General features: G+C 56.4%; 23 protein-coding genes. 4 read left to right on the plus strand and 19 right to left on the minus strand.

What is annotated here, in order from left to right:
• Window positions 1-154: 154 nt before the first annotated feature.
• From dedD to pdxB, 7 genes are all read right to left on the minus strand, one after another.
• Window positions 155-850, minus strand: coding sequence for a cell division protein DedD (gene dedD, locus ACQG22_RS16575; RefSeq protein ID WP_014832787.1), 696 nt, complete (start codon window positions 848-850; stop codon window positions 155-157).
• Window positions 840-2108, minus strand: a complete 1269-nt coding sequence (gene folC, locus ACQG22_RS16580) for a bifunctional tetrahydrofolate synthase/dihydrofolate synthase (RefSeq protein ID WP_114518873.1) — start codon at window positions 2106-2108, stop codon at window positions 840-842. The genes dedD and folC overlap by 11 nt, the downstream gene beginning before the upstream one ends.
• 70 nt (window positions 2109-2178) lie before the next feature.
• The gene (gene accD / locus ACQG22_RS16585; RefSeq protein ID WP_013098138.1) at window positions 2179-3084 is read right to left on the minus strand and encodes an acetyl-CoA carboxylase, carboxyltransferase subunit beta; all 906 of its coding nucleotides are present in this window, start codon (window positions 3082-3084) and stop codon (window positions 2179-2181) included.
• Window positions 3085-3238: 154 nt separating this feature from the next.
• Window positions 3239-3898, minus strand: coding sequence for a DedA family protein (locus ACQG22_RS16590; RefSeq protein ID WP_013098139.1), 660 nt, complete (start codon window positions 3896-3898; stop codon window positions 3239-3241).
• A gap of 28 nt (window positions 3899-3926) precedes the next feature.
• Window positions 3927-4739, minus strand: coding sequence for a tRNA pseudouridine(38-40) synthase TruA (gene truA / locus ACQG22_RS16595; RefSeq protein ID WP_013098140.1), 813 nt, complete (start codon window positions 4737-4739; stop codon window positions 3927-3929).
• Window positions 4739-5752 (minus strand): aspartate-semialdehyde dehydrogenase, encoded by a 1014-nt coding sequence (locus ACQG22_RS16600; protein ID WP_013098141.1) that lies wholly within the window; start codon window positions 5750-5752, stop codon window positions 4739-4741. The genes truA and ACQG22_RS16600 overlap by 1 nt, the downstream gene beginning before the upstream one ends.
• 67 nt (window positions 5753-5819) lie before the next feature.
• The gene (gene pdxB / locus ACQG22_RS16605) at window positions 5820-6956 is read right to left on the minus strand and encodes a 4-phosphoerythronate dehydrogenase PdxB (RefSeq protein WP_038984389.1); all 1137 of its coding nucleotides are present in this window, start codon (window positions 6954-6956) and stop codon (window positions 5820-5822) included.
• 113 nt (window positions 6957-7069) lie between these two features.
• Here pdxB and flk point away from each other — a divergent pair, with 113 nt between their 5' ends.
• Window positions 7070-8074 carry a flagella biosynthesis regulator Flk gene (gene flk, locus ACQG22_RS16610; protein WP_020690619.1) on the plus strand — a complete coding sequence of 335 codons (1005 nt, stop codon included), beginning with the start codon at window positions 7070-7072 and terminating at the stop codon, window positions 8072-8074.
• 90 nt (window positions 8075-8164) lie between these two features.
• Here the strand turns inward: flk and ACQG22_RS16615 are convergent, their stop codons facing one another.
• Window positions 8165-9343: an MFS transporter gene (locus tag ACQG22_RS16615; RefSeq protein WP_336339959.1), complete on the minus strand. Its 1179-nt coding sequence runs from the start codon at window positions 9341-9343 to the stop codon at window positions 8165-8167.
• Window positions 9344-9411: 68 nt separating this feature from the next.
• Window positions 9412-10629, minus strand: a complete 1218-nt coding sequence (gene fabB / locus ACQG22_RS16620) for a beta-ketoacyl-ACP synthase I (protein ID WP_013098145.1) — start codon at window positions 10627-10629, stop codon at window positions 9412-9414.
• 158 nt (window positions 10630-10787) lie between these two features.
• Here fabB and mnmC point away from each other — a divergent pair, with 158 nt between their 5' ends.
• Window positions 10788-12785, plus strand: coding sequence for a bifunctional tRNA (5-methylaminomethyl-2-thiouridine)(34)-methyltransferase MnmD/FAD-dependent 5-carboxymethylaminomethyl-2-thiouridine(34) oxidoreductase MnmC (gene mnmC, locus ACQG22_RS16625; RefSeq protein WP_369706724.1), 1998 nt, complete (start codon window positions 10788-10790; stop codon window positions 12783-12785).
• Between the two features lie 36 nt (window positions 12786-12821).
• Here the strand turns inward: mnmC and ACQG22_RS16630 are convergent, their stop codons facing one another.
• Genes ACQG22_RS16630 through prmB form a run of 6 tightly spaced genes read right to left on the minus strand, consistent with a single transcriptional unit; the run spans window position 12822 to window position 17373 of the window.
• Window positions 12822-13100, minus strand: a complete 279-nt coding sequence (locus tag ACQG22_RS16630; RefSeq protein ID WP_013098147.1) for a YfcL family protein — start codon at window positions 13098-13100, stop codon at window positions 12822-12824.
• 13 nt (window positions 13101-13113) lie between these two features.
• Window positions 13114-13659, minus strand: coding sequence for an elongation factor P hydroxylase (locus tag ACQG22_RS16635; RefSeq protein WP_161657377.1), 546 nt, complete (start codon window positions 13657-13659; stop codon window positions 13114-13116).
• Window positions 13656-14468 carry a sulfite exporter TauE/SafE family protein gene (locus ACQG22_RS16640; RefSeq protein WP_013098149.1) on the minus strand — a complete coding sequence of 271 codons (813 nt, stop codon included), beginning with the start codon at window positions 14466-14468 and terminating at the stop codon, window positions 13656-13658. Before ACQG22_RS16640 ends, ACQG22_RS16635 begins: the two co-directional genes overlap by 4 nt.
• Complete coding sequence (gene mepA / locus ACQG22_RS16645; RefSeq protein WP_029881746.1) at window positions 14468-15292, minus strand: penicillin-insensitive murein endopeptidase; 825 nt, start codon at window positions 15290-15292, stop codon at window positions 14468-14470. The genes ACQG22_RS16640 and mepA overlap by 1 nt, the downstream gene beginning before the upstream one ends.
• Window positions 15293-15294: 2 nt before the next feature.
• Window positions 15295-16380, minus strand: coding sequence for a chorismate synthase (gene aroC, locus ACQG22_RS16650; protein ID WP_023619788.1), 1086 nt, complete (start codon window positions 16378-16380; stop codon window positions 15295-15297).
• A 60-nt stretch (window positions 16381-16440) separates the two neighbouring features.
• Window positions 16441-17373 carry a 50S ribosomal protein L3 N(5)-glutamine methyltransferase gene (prmB, locus tag ACQG22_RS16655; RefSeq protein ID WP_013098152.1) on the minus strand — a complete coding sequence of 311 codons (933 nt, stop codon included), beginning with the start codon at window positions 17371-17373 and terminating at the stop codon, window positions 16441-16443.
• A gap of 145 nt (window positions 17374-17518) precedes the next feature.
• Between prmB and smrB the strand changes: the two genes are divergently transcribed.
• A complete protein-coding gene (smrB, locus tag ACQG22_RS16660) occupies window positions 17519-18070 on the plus strand; it encodes an endonuclease SmrB (RefSeq protein ID WP_013098153.1) in 552 nt (183 codons plus the stop codon).
• Between the two features lie 46 nt (window positions 18071-18116).
• Here smrB and sixA read toward each other — a convergent pair whose 3' ends face one another.
• From sixA to ACQG22_RS16680, 4 genes are all read right to left on the minus strand, one after another.
• Window positions 18117-18602 (minus strand): phosphohistidine phosphatase SixA, encoded by a 486-nt coding sequence (sixA, locus tag ACQG22_RS16665; protein WP_014832802.1) that lies wholly within the window; start codon window positions 18600-18602, stop codon window positions 18117-18119.
• A gap of 208 nt (window positions 18603-18810) precedes the next feature.
• Window positions 18811-20958, minus strand: coding sequence for a fatty acid oxidation complex subunit alpha FadJ (gene fadJ, locus ACQG22_RS16670; RefSeq protein WP_058651770.1), 2148 nt, complete (start codon window positions 20956-20958; stop codon window positions 18811-18813).
• Entirely contained in the window at window positions 20958-22268 is a 1311-nt protein-coding gene (gene fadI, locus ACQG22_RS16675) for an acetyl-CoA C-acyltransferase FadI (protein WP_020690612.1), read from the minus strand. Before fadI ends, fadJ begins: the two co-directional genes overlap by 1 nt.
• Window positions 22269-22494: 226 nt before the next feature.
• Window positions 22495-22779, minus strand: a complete 285-nt coding sequence (locus ACQG22_RS16680; RefSeq protein WP_014832805.1) for a YfcZ/YiiS family protein — start codon at window positions 22777-22779, stop codon at window positions 22495-22497.
• A gap of 372 nt (window positions 22780-23151) precedes the next feature.
• Between ACQG22_RS16680 and fadL the strand changes: the two genes are divergently transcribed.
• Window positions 23152-24474, plus strand: a complete 1323-nt coding sequence (fadL, locus tag ACQG22_RS16685; protein ID WP_038420287.1) for a long-chain fatty acid transporter FadL — start codon at window positions 23152-23154, stop codon at window positions 24472-24474.
• Window positions 24475-24518: the final 44 nt, after the last annotated feature.

Raw genomic sequence — 24518 nt, forward strand, 5'->3', positions numbered from 1 at the left:
AAAACGTTTGCGTAGGGATTTCCTTCCCGCGCGTAAATAAAAAAGGCGCTGAAAAAATGTTCAACGCCGTTGGCTTATTACGTCTCTTTGGACGTCTGCCACTCCCCCTCACCCTCTCCCCTTTGGGAAGAGGGCCGGGGTGAGGGGAACCTTATCAGTTCGCGCTGTAGTTCATCACCACACCGCTCAGGCCAGAGATCTGCTTCAGCTCACCGAGCGAGCCTTTGAGCTTATCCTTAGACGCTTCTGGCCCCACAAGGATACGGGTGATTTTACCCTGCACCGGCGTGGAAGGTGAAGTGTAAACGCGATAACCCGCACTGCGCAGCTTACCCACTACCTCATTGACCTTATCGGCATTTTTCAGCGCACCCAACTGCACAACGTAGGCTTTACCCGTCGGTGCAGCCTCTTGCTGGGCCGGTTTTGCCGCAGGCGGCGTCTCTGAAGCCGCGGCCAGCTGTTCTGCTGCTTTATCCCGCTGCGGTTTCGGCTGTGTTTTTTCCACCGGCTTCGGTTTTTCAACCGGTTTCGGCTGCTCTACCGGCACCGGATCGATTTCGATGTTGTTATTCGCCGCCAGACGAGACGGATCGAGGGACGGCGCGGCCGCATCCCCGGCACGCACCTCTTCAGCCGCCCCTTCCGGCGGCTGAGCAGGCAGCGCCTGGGTCGCCGCAGGCAGCATATCCGGTTCGTCGCGATCGCCCGGCTTCGGCACCAGCGGAATGGCTGCAAATTCATCCTGGTAATGCTTTTTCTGCCCGTCGAGCAGACCCGGGAGGATAATCACCCCGAGCGCGACCAGCACAATGGTTCCTGTTAAACGGTTCTGAAACTTACTCGCCACCGGTTCTCCCCGCGTCCATCACTTCCATGACATGTGCCACCGTGTGGAACGAACCACACACCAGCACGGTATCTTCTGGTTTAGCATCCGCCATCGCGGCTTGCCAGGCCTGAGCCACGCTATTGTAGATTGCGCCTTTGCCGAGATGTTCCAGTAACTGCTCGGCCGTCGCACCGCGCGGCCCCTCCAGAGGAGCACAATACCAGCTATCGACCACACTCTCCATGCAGGCCAGCGTACCGCCGATATCTTTATCATGAAGCATACCGATAACCGCCAGCACGCGCCCGGTTTTTGGTAACGATTTGAGACGCGCGGCGAGATACGCCGCAGCATGCGGGTTATGTGCGACATCCAGTATCAGCCGCGGAGCGTCGCTGACAATCTGAAAACGCCCGGGCAGAATCGCATTCTGAATACCGTCGCGGATGGCCTGTTCGCTCACCGCCAGCCCGCTTGCGCGCAGTGCCGCCAGGGCGGTGGCGGCATTAGGTTGCGGTACCTGCGGCAGGGGCAGATTCTCCAGCGTTCCCTGCGCATCGCGATAGCGCCAGCCGTTGTTCTGAACCTCATACTGCCAGTCCACACCCCGGCGCAGCAGGTGAGCGCCCTTCTCTTTCGCCACGTCGGCAATGGTGTGCGGCATATCCGGCTCGCCAACCACCGCGGGCTTATTCGTGCGGAAAATACCGGCCTTCTCACGGCCAATACTTTCGCGATCGGGGCCGAGCCAGTCGGTATGATCCAGGGCAATGCTGGTGACCACCGCCACATCGGCATCCACCATATTGGTGGCATCCAGACGCCCGCCGAGGCCCACTTCCAGAATCACCACGTCCAGCTGCGCCTGTTTAAACAGCCACAGCGCCGACAGAGTGCCGTATTCGAAATAGGTTAATGAAATCTCACCGCGCGCCGCTTCAATTTCTGCGAACGACGCCGTATGCGCAGACTCTGGCAGTTCGCTGTTTTGCATGCGAACCCGCTCGGTATAACGTACCAGGTGCGGAGAGCTGTAGACACCAACCTTGTAACCGGCAGCCATCAGGACAGCTTCAAGCGTACGGCAGGTGGTGCCTTTACCGTTGGTTCCGGCGACGGTAAAAACAAACGGCGCAGGTTTCAGCACATCGAGACGCGCAGCAACCTGGCTTACGCGTTCAAGCCCCATATCAATGGTTTTACTGTGCAGGTTTTCCAGATAAGAAAGCCACGTGGCCAGGGGCGACGTGGCTTGGGGAATGCTTTTATTTTCCATGATGCCCGGTTGTCATTAACAGTTTATAAAGCAAAAGGGCAGCGCCAACCGGCCCTGCCCTTTTCAGTTATCAGGCCTCGGGTTCCTGATCCGGTACTACCACGCCTTCGCGCGGCTCATCCGGGTTCGGCGCCGGCAGATTCATCAGCTTCGCCAGGATGCTCGCCAGTTTCAGGCGCATTTCCGGGCGGCGGACGATCATGTCAATCGCGCCTTTCTCAATGAGGAACTCACTGCGCTGGAAGCCCGGCGGCAGTTTTTCACGTACGGTCTGCTCGATAACGCGAGGACCAGCAAAGCCGATCAGCGCTTTTGGCTCAGCGATGTTCAGATCGCCCAGCATCGCAAAGCTTGCAGAAACGCCACCCATGGTTGGGTCGGTCAGTACAGAGATGTACGGCAGACCGCGCTCCTGCATTTTAGCCAGCGCAGCAGAGGTTTTCGCCATCTGCATCAGGGACATCAGCGCTTCTTGCATACGTGCACCGCCAGAGGCGGAGAAGCAGATCAGCGGGCAGTTGTCTTCCAGTGCCTGCTCAACAGCACGCACAAAGCGCGCACCGACCACGGAACCCATTGAGCCACCCATGAAGGAGAACTCAAACGCGGCGGCCACTACCGGCATCTCGTGCAGGGTGCCTTTCATCACGACCAGCGCGTCTTTCTCGCCGGTCTCTTTCTGTGCAGAGGCCAGGCGATCTTTATATTTTTTGGAATCACGGAACTTGAGCACATCTTTTGGCTCAAGCTCGCTACCCAGTTCTACCAGAGAACCTTCGTCCAGCAGGCTGTGCAGGCGATTACGCGCCGTCATGCGCATGTGGTGGTCACACTTCGGACACACCTCAAGATTGCGTTCCAGTTCTGCGCGATACAGAACCTGACCACAGCTATCACACTTCGTCCATACCCCTTCAGGAATGCTCGCTTTACGCGTTGGGGTAATGTTGCTTTTAATTCGTTCAATCCAGCTCATTGATAACCTTTCTGCCTGAACCTGGTCGTATGCCAGTTTTGCTGTAAGAGGCGAATAATGCCATTTTTGCCTCCAACAGACCATGAATGTTGCACATTAAAACATAACAGCCCGAAACTTTGGATAAAAAAGTGGTCGAACCGCCTGCGTGCATTTACTTCGCTTGCTTTGCTGCCGCGCGCTTGTGACGAATGATTTCGATAACACCCGGTAAAACAGAAAGCACAATAATCGCTACAATCAGTAACTTAAGGTTTTCCTGAACTACAGGGAGATCGCCAAACAGGTAGCCTGCATAGGTAAAGAGCAGCACCCACAGCAGCGCGCCAATGACGTTGTATGCCGCAAAATGACGATAGGACATGTGCCCCATTCCCGCCACAAATGGCGCAAATGTACGCACAATAGGCACAAAACGCGCAAGGATAATGGTTTTTCCACCGTGGCGCTCATAAAACGCGTGGGTTTTATCTAAATAGCTACGACGGAAAATTTTTGAGTCCGGATTGCTGAATAAGCGCTCACCGAAGACCCGTCCAATGGTGTAGTTGACCGCGTCACCGACAATTGCGGCGATCACCATCAGCACCACCATTATGTGCACATTCAAATCGTTGCCAGGCAGCGCAGATAACGCCCCCGCGACGAACAGCAGCGAATCCCCCGGCAGAAATGGCGTGACTACCAGACCGGTTTCACAGAACAGAATGAGGAACAGAATGGCATACACCCAGACGCCATACTGCGCGACCAACTCCGCCAGGTGAACATCAATATGCAGAATGAAATCAATCAGAAAACGTATTACGTCCATATTGTCTAAGCCTTAATTGCACCTTTGTTTAGTCCGCCAGAAACAGCGGGCCCATTGGCGGTTTTGGCAGGTCAAACCGGTCCGGATAGTCCACCGAGACCAGATACAGCCCTTCCGCTTTCGCCGTTGCTGCGGCAAGCGTTCTGTCCTTCGCTGCCAGCAGTTCTGCAATCCAGCTCTCCGGCTGGTGTCCGGCACCCACTTCCATCAGGCTGCCCACAATATTCCGCACCATATGATGTACAAAGGCATTGGCTTTGATATCCACCACCACATACGCGCCAAAACGGCTGACGTTTATGTGCATGACGTTACGCCACGGCGTGCGGGACTGACACTGCACCGCACGGAACGAGGTAAAGTCATTTTCACCAATCAGACACTGCGCCGCACGATGCATACGTTCTGCATCCAGCGGTTCATAAAAATGCGTCACGCCCTGGCTTAACACCGCCGGACGAAGACGCTGATTGTAGATGACATAGCGATAACGGCGCGCAGTGGCGCTGAAACGCGCATGAAAATCATCCGGCACAGCTTTCACCCAGCGCACCGCAATGTCACCAGGTAAATTCGCATTTACACCCAACGTCCAGGCAGCGTCCTTGCGCACGGCGGTGGTTTCAAAGTGAACCACCTGCCCCGTTCCGTGGACACCGGCGTCAGTGCGTCCTGCACACAGGACGTTAATCGGTTCGTTCGCCACCTGAGAGAGCGCTTTCTCCAGTTTTTCCTGGACACTGCGCACCTCATTTTGACGCTGCCAGCCATAATATTTACTGCCGTCGTACTCGATACCGAGGGCGACTTTATGAACCGGCTTTTGTTCCACGTCTGACATCAGTACAGATACTCCTGCACCAGTTTTTCAGCGATTTTGACCGCCATCAGCGCGCCGCCGAAGCGCACGTTATCGGCTACGGACCAGAATTGAACCTGCTCCGGCATACCGTAATCATTCCGTACGCAGCCCACCGAGAGGTGTGCGCTGCCGGTGGCATCGCCAACCTGCGTCGGGAATTCACTCTCTTCGGAGAGCACAATGTCTTCACCGCGGCCGAACGCATCACGCGCTTCTTCAGCGGCCAGCGGACGCAGGGCTTCGAAACCTACCATCTGCGCATGACCGTAAAAGACCGGCGACTGCACGACGTTTGCGGAGATCATCAGCCCCTCGTCCTGCAGAATTTTGCGCGCTTCGTCGACGATACGGCGCTCTTCACGCACGGAGCCTTCACGATCCGGCAGCAGCGGCAGCATATTGAATGCCAGCTGACGGCCGAAGAAATCGTCTTCGTCAATCGGGATGCCGTTCAGGAGCTTCGCACTCTGTCCGGCCAGCGCGTCGACGGCCTTTTTGCCTTGCGCAGAAGCGGAAAGCAGGCTGGTCACGGTGATACGCGACAGACCGCCATCGTCGATTAAAGGTTTAAGAGCGGTCAGCAGCTGGCTGGTCAGGCTATTGGGAACCGCAATGATATTGCGGTTACGGTAGTCGGCCAGGACAAACGGGTTCACGTCCGGCACCACCAGCGGGACATCCGGCTCCATCGAGAACAGGCCGCTCAGATCGATCACCAGACAGCCAGAATTCGTCGCGTCTTCAATGTACGACGCGGTGGCTTCAGCACCTGCCGCAAAAAAGGCCAGCTGCGCCTGCGTCCAGTCGAATTCGGCGGCATCCTGAACCATGACGGATTTGCCGCCAAAACGCAGATGCTCACCGGCGCTGTCAGTGCGCGCCAGTGCATAGATATCACCCACCGGGAACTGACGCTCAGCAAGGGTTTCGAGCAGGGCTTCACCCACGGCACCCGTGGCACCTAAAATGGCAATGTTCCAGCCTTCAGACATGGTGGTTTACTCCAGAAATAAAAAAGCGTCCCTGTCGGAGTATCCAACAGGGAGCGTTAAGAAGACATTAATGCGCCGGGTGATGAACGGCGTTAAAACCCAGTTTATGCAGCAGCGCTGCCGCCGACGCGTCATCGCACATGACATACAGAGAAGACCATTCACGGCGCTCAACGTAATTCTTGCGCAGCTTGTCAAACTCCCCCGGGATCCCCGCCACTTTACGCAGCAGCGCATCATCGCGGCGCACATCATACACCAAATGAACCAGCCTTTTCAGCGTTGCCTGATCGAGCGGGCCATGCAGGGTAATGCGGCCAAATTCAGGTGCGGGGAGTAAAGTGTCCAGCGCCACCTGCTGCGGACGGCCAATAAAGGCGCTATAGGCCTCAAAGACCTGGGTTGTACCACGGGCCTTTCCTTCGAGCGTATAACCCGCAATATGCGCGGTTGCAACGTCGACCTTGTTCAGCAGCGCAACGTTGAGATCGGGCTCCGGCTCCCAGACGTCCAGCACCACGCTGAGATCCTGCCCCTCTTCCAGACATTTCAGCAACGCGGCGTTATCGACGACCGGGCCACGACAGGCATTTATCAGAATAGTGCCAGCCTTCAGACGACGGATCAGCGCCTCGTCAGCAAGATGGAGCGTCTTATAGGCCCCCTCTTTGAAGAGGGGCGTATGGAAGGTGATGACGTCACATGCTTCAACCAGCTCATCCAGGGGGCGGAAGTCGCCTTCATCACCGTTGTCTTTACGCGGCGGATCACACAGCAGGGTGCGAATGCCTAACGCCTCAAGGCGTTTTTGCAGGCGTCCTCCCACGTTGCCCACCCCGACAATGCCTACGGTGCGGTCTTTCAGCGCAAAACCGTCGCGCTCTGCCAGCATCAGCAGAGAAGAGAAAACGTATTCCACTACCGCAATGGCGTTACAGCCAGGCGCGGCGGAAAACCCGATCCCCGCCTGCTTAAGCCACTTGTCATCCACATGATCCGTCCCGGCCGTTGCGGTTCCGACGAATTTAATCGCTTTGCCGGAGAGCAACGCCTCATTTACTTTGGTCACCGAGCGCACCATCAGGGCATCGGCATCATCCAGCTCGTTTACCGGAATGGGTCGACCAGGGACAGCCTTAACATTACCAAGGCGGCTAAAGAGCTCGCGGGCGTAAGGCATATTTTCATCAACGAGGATTTTCACGTCTGAGTACCTGTTTGAGAGGAAGAAAACCTGCCAAGTGTGCCATAATCTGGCCGCCAGGCATATATGCATGCCGGGTTTACGCTGAGTTTTGACTTTAAGGATTTTTGACGATGCAGCCTATTTCAGGTACGCCACCACGCCCTCCGGGTGAAGGCCCTGTCACGCCAAACGTTGCAGGTGAACAACCGCTTTCCACGCAGCAGCGCACCGTGCTGGAGCGCCTGATCACGCGCCTGATCGCGCTCACTTCACAGCAAAATGCGGAAGTCTGGGCCGGGGTAAAGCATGATTTAGGCGTCCGGAACGATGCACCGTTGCAGTCGCGCCACTTCCCTGCGGCCGAGCAAAATCTGAATCAGCGTATTACCGCCGCACAACAAAATCACACCACTCGCCAGATAGTTGCACAACTGACCGAGCTGTTGAGCCAGGGCAACAACCGTCAGGCAGTCAGTGATTTCATTCGACAGCAGTTTGGCCAGACCGCCCTGAGCCAGCTAACGCCAGAGCAGTTGAAAACCGTGCTGACGCTGCTGCAAACCAATCAGCTGACCATCCCGCAACCGCAACAGCGTCCGTCAACCGAGCGTCCGCTGCTGCCTGCTGAACACAATACGTTGAATCAGATGGTGACCAGGCTGGCCGCCGCCACCGGCGAATCAACAAAGCTTATCTGGCAGTCGATGCTGGAGCTTTCCGGCGTGAAAGCGGGCGAGCTGATCCCGGCCAAACAGTTTACGCATCTGGTCACCTGGCTACAGGCTCGCCAGACGTTGAGCACCCAAAGTACCCCTACCCTGCATACGCTACAGGCGGCACTGAAGCAGCCGCTGGAGCCGCATGAATTTGAGGTGATTAGGGATTACGCCCAGCAGACCTGGCAGGCCACGCCGCAAACGGTACTGACCACCGCGCAGGTACAAGATTTGCTGAATCAGATCTTTATTCGCCGCGCCGAGCGCGAAGGCGGTGTGCCGGAAGTCAGGGATATTCAACCGATCTACAGCCCGCTGTTTGCGCCGGTGGTGGAGACCTTCAGAACCCTCTCTGCGCGTCCGGGATTGCTGTTTATTGCGTTACTGATTGCGCTGGCGATTTTCTGGCTGGTTGCCTGATGTTTTGCCCGGTGGCGCTGCGCTTACCGGGCCTACAACGACCCGAACCGTAGGCCGGGTAAGGCGAAGCCGCCACCCGGCAACAACGGCTCAAGACCTGCGAAACGCCACCAGCGTCACCACGATCCCAACAACGGCTGAAACCGCACCTGCCAGGAAGACGGACGGATAGCCAAACGACGTGGCCAGGAGCCCCGCCAGCGGTCCGGTGACACCGTATGAGATGTCCTGAAACGCCGCATAACCGCCCAACGCCGTACCGCGCACCTGTGGCGCGACGCGTTTTACCACCTCAACCCCCAGCGCCGGGAAGATCAGGGAACAGCCGCAGCCGGTCAGTGCCGCTCCGAGAAGGGCAACGGAGGCCACAGGGGCATACCACAGCAGCAGCAAACCGAGGGTCTCAATCACCAGCGACGCCACGGCCACCTTCACGCCACCAAAGCGATCCGGCATCCAGCCGAACAGCACGCGCATCAGGACAAACGCGCCACCAAAGGCGGTTAGCGTAAAGCCCGCCATCGCCCAGCCGCGGCTCATAAAGTACAGCGAAACGAATGTCCCAATCACCGCGAAGCCCACACCCTGTAGCGCCAGCCCCAGCCCCGGCTGCCAGATTTGACCTATTACGCTCCACAGGGAAGGACGCTCACCTTTATGGGCAGGTACTTTGCGCACCGAGCCGTTAAATGCCCATGCCAGCAGCGGTAACAGCATGGTGGTGGCCGCCAGCGCGGCAAAACCGAACTGGCTGTGGATCAACAGCCCCAGCGGCGCACCTGCCGCGAGTGCGCCATAGATAGCCATACCGTTCCAGGACATCACCTTGCCCGAGCGCGCAGAGCCTACCAGCCCCATTCCCCAGGTCAGGGTGCCGGTCAGCAACTGGCTTTCACCAAAGCCGAGAATTAAACGTCCCACCACCAGCAGGGCAAATTTATACGCTGCGTCGACCGGCAGAAGCGCGGCAAGCAGCCACGCTGCGCCCGCCAGCCCGCAGGCAAACATGCCCTGCAGCGCTGAGCGTTTGGCACCGTGCTGGTCCGCCAGACGCCCGGCGTAGCCGCGGGTTAATACGGTAGCTAAAAACTGAATACCCACGGCGATGCCAACCAGGGTATTACCGTAGCCCAGCTCCTGGTGAACAAACAGCGGGATAACAGGCAGCGGCAGGCCAACGGTCATGTAGGTCAGAAATACCGCAAAGGCGATACGGAAAAGGGAAAGGTTCCCGGAAGGGGTACTCTTCTCAGGGATAACGGCCTTCATGCGTAACTCCGTGTTCAGGCATAAAAAAAGGGAGCCTCGCGGCTCCCTTCTACTATACCTTCAAACGCTTACGCTTTCAGCTTGCGCATGACCAGCGTGGCGTTGGTGCCGCCAAAACCAAAGCTGTTGGACATCACGGTCGTCAGCTCACGTTCAGTGGTTTCGGTCACGATGTTCAGGCCCGCTGCCTGCTCGTCCATCTCTTCGATGTTGATGCTTGGCGCGATAAAGCCATTTTCCAGCATCAGCAGAGAGTAGATTGCTTCCTGCACGCCAGCTGCACCCAGAGAGTGACCGGTCATGGCTTTGGTCGCGGAGATTGCCGGGCTGTTGTCGCCGAAGACTTCACGGATCGCACCCAGTTCTTTCACATCGCCTACCGGCGTAGAAGTCCCGTGGGAGTTCAGGTAGTCGATTGGGGTATCAACACCGTGCATCGCCATCTTCATGCAGCGCACCGCACCTTCGCCGGATGGAGCAACCATGTCAGCGCCGTCAGACGTTGCACCGTAGCCCACGATCTCAGCGTAGATGTGCGCGCCACGTGCCAGAGCGTGTTCCAGCTCTTCAACCACAACCATACCGCCGCCGCCTGCGATAACAAAACCGTCACGGTGCGCATCATAGGTACGGGATGCTTTAGCCGGGGTTTCATTGTATTTGGTAGACAGGGCACCCATTGCGTCGAATTCACAAGCCATTTCCCAGCCCAGCTCTTCGCCGCCGCCAGCAAATACGATGTCCTGTTTACCCAGTTGGATCTGCTCAACAGCATTACCGATGCAGTGTGCGGACGTCGCACATGCAGAGCTGATGGAGTAGTTCACACCGTGAATTTTGAATGGGGTTGCCAGGCACGCGGAAACCGCAGAACCCATGGCTTTGGTTACCACGTACGGACCTACTGCTTTCAGACCACGCGGGCTACGCATGGCGTCAGCACCGAATACCTGCGCTTTGGATGAACCACCGGAACCGGCAATCAGACCCACGCGCGGGTTGTTCTGGTAAACCTCTTCGCTCAGGCCCGAATCTTTGATCGCTTCCTGCATGGAGAGATAAGCATAAATAGAGGCATCGTTCATGAAACGAACCACTTTACGGTCAATCAAACCGGTGGTGTCCAGTTTGACGTTACCCCATACGTGGCTACGCATACCTGAATCTTTAAACTCTTCAGAGAAAGTGATCCCGGAGCGTCCTTCACGCAGAGATGCCAGGACTTCCTGCTGGTTATTACCGATGCTGGAAACAATGCCCAGGCCAGTAATCACTGCACGTTTCATTCAATACCTCTGTAAGTCGCACTATAGTAAGTTTCGAGTCGCACAATAGCGTACACTTGTACGCCGAACAAGTCCGATCAGACATTTTCTGCGGAAATTTGCACCGATGGACTCACATCGTTAAGATCGTGCCACTGCCTGTCAGACGAGTAACTTACGTGAAACAAAACGCTATACAACCCGCCAACCTCGAATTCAACGCTGAGGGTACACCTGTTTCCCGAGATTTTGATGACGTCTATTTTTCTAATGATAACGGACTGGAAGAAACCCGCTATGTTTTCCTCGACGGAAATCAGCTCAGCGCACGCTTTCCCGCCCATCCGCGCAGTCTGTTTGTCGTCGCAGAGAGCGGGTTCGGTACCGGGCTGAATTTTTTGACCCTCTGGCAGGCTTTCGACCAGTTTCACGCTGCCCATCCTGAGGCTACGCTACAAAGATTACATTTCATCAGTTTCGAAAAATTTCCACTCACCGCGCACGACCTGCACCTGGCGCACCAGCGCTGGCCGGAGCTTGCCCCTTGGGCTGAACAGCTTCAGGCGCAGTGGCCGCCCGCCATCGGCGGTTGCCATCGTCTGCTGCTGGACGGTGGACGCGTCACGCTGGACTTATGGCTCGGCGATATCAACGAACTGACCGATAAGCTTGATGATTCGATGAACCAGAAGGTGGACGCGTGGTTCCTTGACGGGTTTGCGCCAGCCAAAAACCCGGAGATGTGGAGTCAGCATCTGTTTAGCGCCATGGGGCGTCTGGCGCGGCCTGGCGCAACGCTCGCGACCTTTACCTCGGCGGGGTTTGTCCGCCGCGGCTTACAGGAAGCAGGCTTTACGATGCGAAAAACCAAAGGGTTTGGCCGCAAGCGCGACATGCTGGTCGGGACGATGGAGCAGACGCTGGCGATCCCCGCCCGGGCGCCCTGGTTTGCACGCCGCGCCAGCGCCTCCCGTGAGGTGGCGATAATCGGCGGAGGGATTGCCAGCGCTCTGCTTTCGCTCGCGCTTTTACACCGCGGCTGGCAGGTGACGCTCTACTGTGCTGACCCGGCTCCGGCAAACGGCGCCTCCGGCAACCGTCAGGGAGCCCTTTATCCGCTTTTAAGCGCGCACGACCCGGCGCTGTTCCAGTTTTTCCCCGCGGCCTTTACCTTTGCCCGTCGCGTATACGACACCCTTCCGGTGGCGTTCGATCATGACTGGTGCGGCGTGACGCAGCTCGGCTGGGATGAAAAGAGCCAGCAAAAAATCGCGCAGATGCTGTCGCTGGGGCTGCCGGAAGAGATTGCCCGCGCGGTAAGTGCGCAAACGGTGACAGACACCACCGGCGTTGAGACGGGCTGCGGCGGTATTCAGTATCCGCTCGGCGGCTGGCTGTGCCCTGCCGAACTGACCACTGCGGCGATTACCCTGGCACAGTCACGTGGGCTGACGGTGCATTATGCTCATAAGGTTGCATCGCTTAGCCGGACAGCCCACTGGACCCTGCGCTTTGCCGATGGCAAAGAGGTCACGCATGCCAGCGTTGTGCTGGCAAACGGACATCACATCAATCAGTTTGTCCAGACAGAGACATTGCCCGTTTATCCGGTTGGCGGCCAGGTGAGCCATATTCCGACCGCGCCTGCACTGAGCCAACTACGCCAGGTGCTGTGCTATGACGGCTACCTGACGCCGCAAAATCCGTCTAACGCTCATCACTGCATTGGTGCCAGTTACCATCGCGGTGAAACAGACACGCATTACCGCGAGGAGGATCAGCAGCAGAACCGTCAGCGCCTGATTGACTGCTTCCCGGACGCGGCGTGGGCAAGAGAGGTTGACGTCAGCGAGGGCGAAGCGCGCTGCGGCGTACGCTGCGCCACCCGCGATCATCTGCCCATGGCGGGAAATGTACCGGACTATGAGGCAACGCTTGAGGCGTATCAGGATCTGGCTGAACACAAGGAGACGGCAGTGGTCTCACCGGTCTATCCGGAGCTGTTTATGCTGGGCGGACTGGGATCGCGCGGGTTATGTTCTGCACCGCTGCTGGCGGAAGCGTTAGCCGCGCAAATGAGCGATGAGCCCATTCCGCTGGACAGCACCACGCTCGCGGGGCTGAATCCGAATCGTTTGTGGGTGCGGAAATTGCTGAAGGGGAAGCAGGTTAAGTAGGGTACCCTCTCCCACCGGGAGAGGGAGGTGAAACGCTTACTTCGCTTTCGCCTGCTGGAACAGGTTGTCCCACATACCCAGCACCAGAGACTGGTCGCGGGGAGAAAGCTCGCCCGCCTGGATGGCTTTTTCCAGACTGCGGCTCACTTCATCATGAATGGCCTCGGCAGAGTGATCGTCCCCGGCTTCCAGCTCGGCAACGGCCAGCGTCAGGTGACCACGCAGATAACCGCTGGCGAACAGCTCATCATCACTGGCGTGTTCCACCATGTCATCAATTAACGCCAGAATGCGTGATTCAAATTCTGCGATCATCTTCTTTCCTCTGTTAAAGATCTTCCGGCCACGGGAAGCATTCCGCCGTGATCTCCGGCGTATGGTAATAATTCTGTAAAGCCTTGATCAGGCGTGCCGGGCGTTCCGGGATGCCTTTCTTAAGATACTCCATCACCTGCGCATGTACGCGGCGCTGGAAGAGAATACGGTCTGGCTCGAAATCCCCTTCGAGATTGTCACAGCTGACGTTGAACGGGAAACCCGCCGCCACGCAGAACAGCCACTCCAGCGCCTGCGGTTTGACTTCCACATCTTCAAACTGACCCTGCGTGGCCGCGTCACGTCCGTCCGGACAGTACCAGTAACCAAAGTCCACCAGCTCGCGACGCGCTTTTCCCGCAATGCACCAGTGTGAAATCTCATGCAGGCCACTGGCATAGAAACCGTGCGCAAACACGATGCGGTTATAGGGCACCTCTGCATCAGCAGGAAGATAGATCGGTTCGTCGTCGCCTTTAATCAGACGGGTATTAAAATCATCAGCAAAACAGCCGTCAAAAATCTCAATCAGCTGTTCATAGTTATGCGTACTGTTCATGCATTCATCCCCAGCCAGGTGAGGATCTCCTGTCCATGGCTGTCATAAAGAAGCTTGGCGCTCATCACCGCCGAGACGATGACGATCATCGGGCGAATCAGCTTCTGTCCTTTGCTTAATACCAGACGCGAGCCCGCGCGCGCGCCTAAAAACTGCCCCGCCATCATCACAAACCCGGTTGCCCAGATAACCTTGCCGCCGATGATAAACAGCAGCAGGCCGCCGACGTTCGAGGTGGCATTCAGCACTTTAGCGTGGGCGGTAGATTTGGCGAGGTTAAATCCGGCCAGCGTGACAAACGCCAGGGCATAGAACGACCCGGCGCCTGGGCCAAAGAAGCCATCGTAAAACCCGACGCAGCCGCCTGCGATAAGCGCGAACGGCAGACCATGCAGCCGACGCTGCCTGTCCTCTTCACCAAGCTTAGGCATCAGCAGAAAGTAGAGGCCAATACAGATGACCAGCACCGGCAGGATCTGACGCAAAATGTCAGACTGTACGTGCTGAACCAACAGCGCACCGGAGGTTGAGCCGATGAAGGTCATCAGAATATTGAGCTTCTGGTCGGCAAGATTAACCACCTTACGGCGAATAAAATAGAGCGACGCGGAAAGGGACCCGCCGCAGGCCTGAAGCTTGTTGGTGGCAAGCGCCTGAGCCGGGCTCATGCCCGCCGCCAGCAGCGCCGGAACGGTAAGCAATCCGCCACCGCCCGCGAGGGCATCGATAAAACCGGCCAGCATTGCCACAAAGAACAGCACCACCAGCAGCAGCGGTGACACCATAAACAGGTCGACGAAATTATCCATTAAAGTACATGCTCATCCAGTAGCGCCTGGCAGGAAGGCGGCAACGGAGGCGGTGTCTTCTTCTCAGGCTTAGAGGTTCCAGGTTTTGCCGGTTCAAACCAGCTTTGCAGTTCCGCACCGCAGCCATCGCCTGGCGGTGGTAGCGGCTGATCTTCACATTCCAGACTGTTTGCCGGGCAGCGCAGACGTACGTGCATATGCGCACGATGCTGGAACCACGGACGCACTTTGCGCAGCCAGTCGCGATCGGTTCCCTCATCCAGGCAGAGCTGCTGCTTGATGGCCGGGTTAACGAAGATCCGCGTGACCTCGTTGTCCTTCGCTGCCAGCTTAATCAGGCTGAAAACATCCGGTGTCCACAGCGATGGCACAACGCTTTTGCCGTCGCGCGCCACCAGATCCAGCGCCTGCGGCTTCAGCAGTTGGGCCGAGGTCCAGCGCGTTTTAGGCAACTGCAGGAAAATATCCACATCCAGCCCGGTCTGGTGACTGGCGTGCCCACCGTTGAAACGACCGCCAGCAGGCATACCCATATCGCCAATCAGCATCGTACCCAGCCCCAGGTTATGCACCTGGTTACCCAGACGCTGGATAAACAGCACCAGATCCGGGTGGCCGAAGTAACGACGCTGGTCGGTACGCATCACCTGATAAGTATCCGACTGCAGAGGAAGCTCCTGCGCACCAACGATACAGCCATTGGAGAACGCACCAATCGACTGCGCGCTTCCCGCCACCGGGTGAGTGATTTTTTGCCATGGCGTGGCGGCCAGACTGGCCCCACTGGCGAGTAACGCCAGCAGAACAATTGCGGTTTTTTTCATAGTTACCAGCGTGGAATGGTGGTCGTCACATCCGCATTCTGCGCACGCTGGCGCAGGAAGTGATCCATCAACACGATTGCCAGCATGGCTTCTGCGATCGGCACCGCGCGGATCCCGACACACGGATCGTGACGTCCTTTGGTGATCATCTCAACTTCTTCACCAGAGCGGTTAATCGTGTGGCCCGGCACGGTAATGCTGGACGTTGGCTTCAGCGCGATATTGGCAATAATTTGCTGCCCGCTGCTGATGCCGCCGAGAATGCCACCCGCATGATTGCTCTGGAAGCCCTCTTTTGTAATTTCGTCACGGTTCTGGCTGCCGCGAAGCTGAACCACGTCAAAACCGTCGCCAATTTCAACGCCCTTCACCGCGTTGATGCTCATCAGCGCGTGGGCAATGTCCGCGTCCAGACGGTCAAATACAGGCTCACCCCAGCCTGGCGGTACGCCGTCAGCCACCACGGTCACTTTTGCACCGATAGAGTCGCCCTCTTTTTTCAGGCCACGCATCAGCTCGTCCAGCGCCTCCAGCTTCTCAACATCAGCACAGAAGAACGGGTTTTGTTCAACCTGCTCCCAGTCTTTAATGGCCAGCGGAATGTCACCCATCTGGGTCAGGCACCCGCGGATCACGATGCCAAATTTCTGCTGCAGGTATTTCTTGGCAATTGCCCCTGCGGCGACGCGCATCGCAGTTTCACGCGCGGAGGAGCGCCCACCGCCGCGATAGTCGCGAAAACCGTACTTTTGTTCGTAGGTGTAGTCAGCATGGCCCGGACGGAACACATCTTTGATGGCACCGTAGTCCTGAGAACGCTGGTCGGTGTTTTCAATCAGCAGACCAATACTGGTCCCGGTGGTGCGGCCTTCAAAAACGCCTGAGAGTATTTTGACCTGGTCCGGCTCGCGACGCTGCGTGGTGTAGCGAGAGGTGCCCGGACGACGACGGTCAAGGTCGTGCTGTAAATCGGCTTCGGTGAGTTCGATGCCTGGCGGTACGCCGTCAACGATACAGCCCAGTGCCAGCCCGTGCGACTCACCAAAGGTGGTCACGCGGAATATTTGTCCAATACTGTTTCCTGCCATCACGGCTCCGATGTCGTTATTTGTGTGTGAGCGTTGTGAAACGGGCCGAAGCCCGCTGGATTAATCTTTGTAGATGCTGAAATGTTCGCGCGCGTCGAGCAGCTGCGCTTTGGTCAGCATAAAGACGCCGTCACCGCCGTTGTCGAACTCAAGCCAGGTGAACGGCACATCCGGGTACTGCTCTATCAGATGTACCATGCTGTTGCCCACTTCACAAATCAGAACGCCGTCGTCGGTCAGATAATCCGGTGCGCAGGCCAGAATGCGACGGGTCAGCTTCAGGCCGTCAGAACCCGATGCCAGACCCAATTCTGGCTCGTGACGGTATTCGTTTGGCAGATCGGACATATCTTCCGCATCCACGTACGGCGGGTTGGTTACGATCAGATCGTACTGCAGCGTCGGCAGGTCACGGAACAGATCGGAGCGGATAGGCGTAACATGGTGGATCAGCCCGTGTTCTTCGATATTGTGTTCGGTTACCGCCAGTGCGTCGGTGGAGATGTCCACCGCGTCCACTTCCGCTTCCGGGAAGGCATAAGCGCAGGCAATGGCAATGCAGCCGCTGCCGGTACACATATCCAGAATGTGCTGCGGTTGACGGTTAATCAGCCCTTCGAAGTGGTTGTTGATCAGCTCACCAATCGGCGAGCGCGGCACCAGCACGCGTTCATCAACATAGAATTCGTGACCGCAGAACCAGGCTTTGTTGGTCAGATAGGCTACCGGAATACGCTCGTTCACGCGGCGGATCACACGCTCAACGATGCGGTGTTTTTCGCTGGAGGTCAGACGCGCGGTGCGCATGTCTTCCGGAATATCGAGCGGCAGGTAGAGAGAAGGCAGCACCAGTTGAACAGCTTCATCCCACGGGTTATCCGTACCGTGTCCGTACCAGATATTGGCGGCGCTGAAGCGGCTAACCGACCAGCGCAACATGTCCTGTATGGTATGCAGCTCGTTTACTGCTTCATCGACAAAAATTTTATCCACTCTTTCCTCCAGGGCATGCTCGCATAATTTTCGGCGGCTAGTTTGCCATGAAGACGGCGATAAATCAGCAATGACGCGTACCGCTTGAGGTTAAAAAATGCGTTTAGTCGGGTACACTATCGGAAATACGAGATGAGAACGACGAATGAAAAAGAAAACATCGCTCAGCGAGGAGGATCAGGCGCTCTTCCGTCAGCTCATGACTGGTACGCGTCAAATCAAGCAGGACACCATTGTCCACCGGCCGATGCGCAAAAAAGTCAGCGAAGTGCCGGTCAAAAGGCTATTGCAGGAGCAGGCGGATAATAGCCACTATTTTTCCGATGAGTTTCAGCCGCTGCTTAACACGCAGGGTGCGGTCAAGTACGTTCGCGAAGATGTCAGCCACTTTGAGCTAAAAAAATTACGCCGGGGAGATTATTCACCCGAGCTGTTTCTCGATTTGCATGGTTTGACGCAGATGCAGGCGAAACAGGAGCTGGGGGCGTTGATTGCCGCCTGTCGCCGCGAACATGTGTTTTGTGCCTGCGTGATGCACGGCCACGGTAAACATGTTCTTAAGCAACAAACGCCGCTGTGGCTGGCTCAGCATCCACACGTGATGGCGTTTCATCAGGCGCCCAAAGAGTACGGCGGAGATGCCGCCTTGCTGGTGTTGATTGAAGTTGAAGAGTGGCAACCGCCAGAACTGCCCTGAAAACATGGCGGGAGGCATAGTTGCTCCCGCCTTATCGCACGTCACCTCAGATTGCTTTCGCCATCCGGAGATTGCATGGACTCATTTGCCAGTTGAAGACCCCTTTGCCGGTTTCGTCGAGGGTGACGTTGGCAATGGCGGAGGTTGTAAACATCGGTGGCGTCTCGCCCGGGCACAGTTCAGATACCAGATAGCCAACCAGTGGCAGGTGGGAAATGACCAGTGCAGAAGCGACACCTTCATTGCACAGCGCCTGCAGGTAGGCACTGACAAGGCCGACATCACCACACGGCGTGAGTTCAGGGAGAACATCCACGCTGGTCGGCAGGTTCATACACTCCCCTACCACATCCAGCGTCTGTTCAGCACGCAGGAACGGACTCACCAGAACGCGTTCAATGTCCACTTTTTGACCTTTAAGCCAGTTCGCCATCTGACGAGATTCGTCGCAGCCGCAGACGGTTAAAGGACGTACTGAGTCACTGGCGGCATCGAGTGCCGCGTCGCCGTGACGCATGATAAAAACTTGCATATTGCACCGCTTTTGTTAACCAGAATCACCGGCGTTAACTACCCGCGATTAATGCTTGAGGTAGAAAACCCGATGGCCGGGCATTGTGCCTGATCCATTCGGTGAATGAAACGCTGTTTTTTACCTCAATGGCGTAAGTATAGTCAATCTCTGTTTACAAAATCGCCAAATCAGATTCATTCACCGCCGGATTTACCCTTCTTTGACCTCAACTTACGAGGACAGTTTCCCTTGCTGGCCAAAATGTCTGGCCCCGTTCCGCCATTTGCAATAATTCGTCACAGGGTGTAAACCGGGGACCATACTGCGTGGCAAGACGTTGCAGAATCGCAACCACTTCACCCGCTCCGAGGGTGTCCATGTAACGGAACGGGCCGCCAAGGAACGGCGGGAAACCAATACCAAATACGGCGCCAATATCGCCATCGCGTGCGCTTTTAATCACCTGCTCGCCAAAACAGCGTGCGGCTTCATTAAGCATCATCATCACACAGCGTTCAGCACACTGAACGGCAGACAGTTTCGCCTGTCCGGTTGTTGGGATAAGCCCATAGACCGAAGGGTCGACCTGTTTCTTGCTTTTACGCCCTTTTGCACCGTAAAGATAGAAACCGCGTTCATTTTTTCTGCCTTTGCGATCGTCCTTCAAAATTGCAGAAACAATGTTTGCAGGCGGGCTAAAACGCTCGCCATATGCGGCCTCCAGCACAGGTATAATTTTAGTGCCAGTGTCTATTCCTACCTCATCCAAAAGTTGGATTGGGCCAACGGGGAAACCAAACTTGACCAGCGCCTCGTCGACGTGTTCGATCTTCTCCCCTTCCACCAGCAGGCGCATCGCTTCGTTGATATACGGCGCCAGAATTCGGTTGACGTAGAAACCCGCTTTATCTGCCACGACGATCGGGGTTTTGCCCTGCTTTTTCGCCAGTTTCACTACCGTAGCGACAGTCTGCGGGCTGGTTGACGCGTGTGGAATAACTTCAACCAGCGGCATTTTTTCAACCGGACTAAAAAAGTGCAGGCCAATCACCTGCTCAGGACGCGCGGCTTTCGCTGCGATATCACCGATCGGTAATGAAGAGGTGTTCGAGGCGAAAATCGTGTGCGGCGCACAATGTTGCTCAACGTCCGCAACCATCTGCTGCTTAAGCGCCAGGTCTTCAAACACCGCTTCAATGACCAGATCGCGATGGGCAAAACCACGGTAGTCCGTAGTGCCGCTGATCATGGCCACGGTTTTATCCCGCTCGCTTGCCTTGATATGGCGGCGTTTAACCTTCCGATCAAGGTTCTGCCAGCTGTACTGCAGTGCGTGGTTGATCCCTTTCGGGTTGATGTCTTTGATACGTACGGGCAATTTGGCTTTGCTGGCTGTGACAAACGCAATGCCGCCGCCCATCAGTCCGCCCCCGAGAACGCCAACGGCGTTGAGCGGCGCAGGTTCAGCGTCACTACCCGGATCTTTTTTAACGTCAGTGCTGGCAAAGAAGATGCTGCGCAACGCCTGCGATTGCGGCGTCATCGCCAGTTCACCAAAGGCTTTTGCCTCCGCGGCATAACCGCTGCTGCTGCCCTGCGACAACCCGGTTTCAATCACCTCAAGAATGCGCTTCGCCGCCGGATAGTTGCCTTTGGTCTTTTGTTCGGTTTTCTTGCCCACCATGCTAAACAGCAGCGCCCGCCCCAGCGGCCCGGCCAGGACGCGCTCACGTACCGGCAGAACACGTCTTGCCTGACGTCCCTTCAGCGCCAGCTCTACGGCGGCTTCCAGCAAAATGGAATGCGGAACGACGTCATCAACCAGCCCCGCTTTCAGCGCCTGACGGGCGCGCAGCTGTTTGCCGGTTAAGATCATCTCCAGCGCTGTACTAACGCCAACCAGCCGCGGCAGACGCTGCGTTCCACCGGAGCCGGGAAGCAGCCCAAGCTGTACTTCCGGCAACCCAAGAACGGTTTTCGCGTCGTCAGTACAAATACGACTGTGACAGGCCAGCGCCAGCTCCAGCCCACCGCCCAGGCATGCGCCGTGGATCGCGGCGATCGCCGGGATCGGCAGCGAGTGGATCTCCGCCATCACCTGCTGCCCCTGACGCGCCAGATCTTCCGCCTCCTGCGCGCTTTGCGCCCGGGCGATCATGTTGATATCGGCTCCGGCAATAAAGTTGTCTGGCTTGGCCGAGATAAACACCAGGCCGCGAATCGCTTTGTTCTCGCGGATCTGCTTTAACATCTCGCGCACCTGAACGCCAAATTCCGCCTTCAGGGTATTCATCTTTTCGTCGGGGACATCAATGGTAATCACAGCCACGTTATCGAGGCGAACCGTCAGATTAAATGCAGATGCCATTGCCATTATTCAGCCTCCAGAACCATTGCTGCCCCAAGACCGCCCGCCGCGCAGGCAGTGACGAGGCCAAAACCGCCGCCACGGCGACGTAACTCATGTAATGTTTGGGTGATCATCCTTGCGCCCGTTGCCGCAAACGGATGACCGTAGGCGATAGAGCCGCCCAGTACGTTAAATTTGCTTTGATCCACTTCTCCGGTGGCATGGGCGCGGCCAAGCACATCGCGAGCAAAACGTTCGCTGGCCAGTAGCTGGACGTTGGCCAGGGTTTGTGCGGCAAAGGCCTCGTGCATATCAATCAGCGTTAAATCAGCGAGGGTCAACCCTGCGCGATCCAGCGCCAGCGGCGTGGACCAGGCCGGGCCTAACAGCATGTCCTGCCAGACGTCGATCGCCGTGAACGCGTAGCTGCGCAGATAACCGAGCGGGGTAAGGCCCAGCTCTTTGGCTCGCGATTCGGTCATCAGGATCACCGCGGCAGCACCATCCGTCAGCGGAGTACTGTTGGCGGCCGTAACGGTGCCGTGTTTGCGGTCGAATGCCGGACGCAGTCTGGCATAGTCCGCCAGCGTCGAGGTGCCACGAATGTTGTTATCTTCCACCAGCGGTTCGCGGTAAGGCGGGATATACGCGGTCATCACCTCGTCGTTAAGTTTGCCTTCCGACCAGGCTTTCGCCGCCAGCTGATGGGAACGGTGAGCCAGCGCATCCTGCTGCTCCCGGGTAATGCCGTAGGTTTTGGCCATCTGCTCGGCGGTGTCGCCCATGCGCAGGCCGGTGGAGTATTCAGCCACCGCAGGTGGAACAGGCATCAGGTCACGAAGGCGTAAACGCGAGAAGAGCTTAAGTTTTTGCCCGGCGGTGCGCGCTTTGTTTGCATCCACCAGAATGCGGGCCAGCTTTTTACTGACCCCTATCGGCAGCACGGAGGACGAGTCTGCCCCGCCGGCGATCCCCGCGCGAATGGTGCCCGCCATCAGGCTTTCGGCCACGTTTGCCACCGCCTGAAAGCTGGTTGCACACGCACGGCTGACGCTGTAAGCATCCGTATGCACGTTCATTCCGGTGCCGAGGACAATTTCTCGTGCAATGTTGGGAGCTTCTGGCATCTGAACAACCTGGCCAAAAACCAGCTGCTCAATGACGTCAGGCGGTATTTCGCTGCGAGCCAGCATCTCCCCCACCACCATTTTCCCCAGGTCAACGGCCGGTATGCCGTGAAATGCTGTCGCCTGACGCGCAAACGGCGTACGCAATCCACTGACAATGGCAATGCGGTCACCTTGTCGGGTGATAAGCGGTAATGCCTGACTCATAACATTCCCCTGTAAAAATTTTTTGCAAACATAAAGTGGTCTGACCTGATAAATAGTCTTAACCATTTTTTTACATTCAGCCAATTGGGGAAACGAAAAAATGCGAACTAAAACACAGAGAAGAAAAAAGAAAATGCTCCGAGGTAAAAACAAAACGGTAACCCAGAGGTTACCGTTTTGAGTGTTTGCCCCCTCACCTGTGGGAGAGGGCATCAGGCCGCAGAGATTAACGCAGACCGAGTTGGAAAATCAGCGTTTCAGCTTCGCAGGCGAAGACAAAGTCGATATCCAGCTTCACGCCGCCGTCCACTTCCGTGAAGGTGGACTTGATTTCACACGGATCGGATTCTACGTCGCGCGCGCGCTTGCTCAGCGCCGCCAGGGTTTCTTCCGCTTCGGCACGATTGGTGAACACGCGGCTGTAAGAGGCGGTGCAATCGGAGTTGTCCATGATGGTACCAACATCCATACAGCAGCAAACCGGGGTTTCATCAGCACTGCATTTACTCATATCTCAATTTCCTCTGTATTCGCGCAGGACGCGAGACAAACACGATGCTGATATTTTACGCCCCGATGCAGACGCTCTCCAGCCGTTAATGGCGCAAAACGGGATAAGTGACCAATATCACACTAAAAAATGATCTAAAACAAAATTCGCCCTTTTGGGTGAGTCGTGATGGTCACATTTTTGCCAACCAGATCTCGTTTCAAGAAACATGTTTGAAAATATTAATAAACAAACTTGCAACATTCTAGCTGGTCAGACCTATACTCTGGCCACTGGTCTGATTTGTAAGTCATACCTCAGACCCTACACTTCGCGCTCCTGTTACGGTATGTAACAATTATTGAATAAAAATAACTCAATGAGGTTATGGTCATGAGCCAGAAAACCCTGTTCAACAAGACTGCGCTGGCAGTCGCAGTGGCAATCGTCTCTACGTCCGCCTGGTCAGCGGGCTTCCAGTTAAACGAATTTTCTTCCTCTGGCCTTGGCCGTGCGTATTCCGGGGAAGGTGCAATTGCTGATGATGCAGGAAACGCCAGTCGTAACCCTGCGCTAATCATGATGTTTGATCGCCCAACGTTCTCAGCGGGCGCCATCTTTGTTGATCCGGGTGTGGATATTACGGGCCGTTCCCCGAGCGGAGCCAGCCTGAATTCCGATAACATCGCACCAACGGCATGGGTGCCAAACCTGCACTTCGTCGCGCCAATCAACGACCAGTTTGGCTGGGGTGCATCCGTAACCTCTAACTATGGTTTAGCGACCGAGTTTAATAACGACTACGCAGCAGGAGCCTATGGCGGTAAAACCGACCTTGAGACTCTGAACCTGAACCTGAGCGGTGCTTACCGTCTGAACAGTAACTGGAGCTTCGGCGTTGGCTTTGATGCCGTTTACGCTAAAGCGAAAATCGAACGTTACGCGGGCGATCTCGGCAAAATCGTTGCGGGCTCCGGCGCACTGCCGCCGCCTCTGGCACAACAGGTTGCAGGGATCCCGGCAGACACCCAGATCGCGTATCTGAAGGGTGACGAGTGGGGCTTTGGCTGGAACGCCGGTATCCTTTATGAACTCGATAAAAACAACCGTTACGGTTTCACCTACCGTTCCGAAGTGAAAATCGACTTTGACGGCGACTACAAGAGCAGCCTGCCTTCTGCTTATAACCAGATCCTCGGCACCTTCGGCCTGCCAATGGGCACCGATGGCCGTACCACTGGCGGTTCTCTGAGTCTGCACTTACCGGAAATGTGGGAATTGTCCGGTTATAACCGCGTGGCACCACAGTGGGCGATTCACTATAGTCTGACCTACACCAGCTGGAGCCAGTTCCAGGAGCTGAAAGCGACCAACAGCAAAGGCGACACGCTGTTCTATAAAGATGAAAGCTTCCGTGATGCCTACCGCATCGCACTGGGTACCACCTACTATATGGATGACAACTGGACGTTCCGTACCGGTATTGCCTTCGATGATAGCCCGGTTCCGGCTGACAAACGTTCTATCTCCATTCCGGATCAGGACCGCTTCTGGCTGAGCGCCGGTGCGACCTATGCATTCAACAAAGATGCCTCTGTCGATGCGGGTATTTCGTATATGCACGGTCAAAAAGTCAGCTTCAAGGAAGGTCCGTATGAGTTCTCTTCCGAAGGTAAAGCCTGGCTGTACGGCCTGAACTTCAACTACGCGTTCTAATTCGCGCAGGGATCAAAAAAGGTGAGCATCGCTCACCTTTTTTA

Origin of the sequence: Enterobacter cloacae complex sp. 309I3 (assembly GCF_050031595.1) — a bacterium.
GTDB classification, from domain to species: Bacteria; Pseudomonadota; Gammaproteobacteria; order Enterobacterales; family Enterobacteriaceae; genus Enterobacter; species Enterobacter cloacae.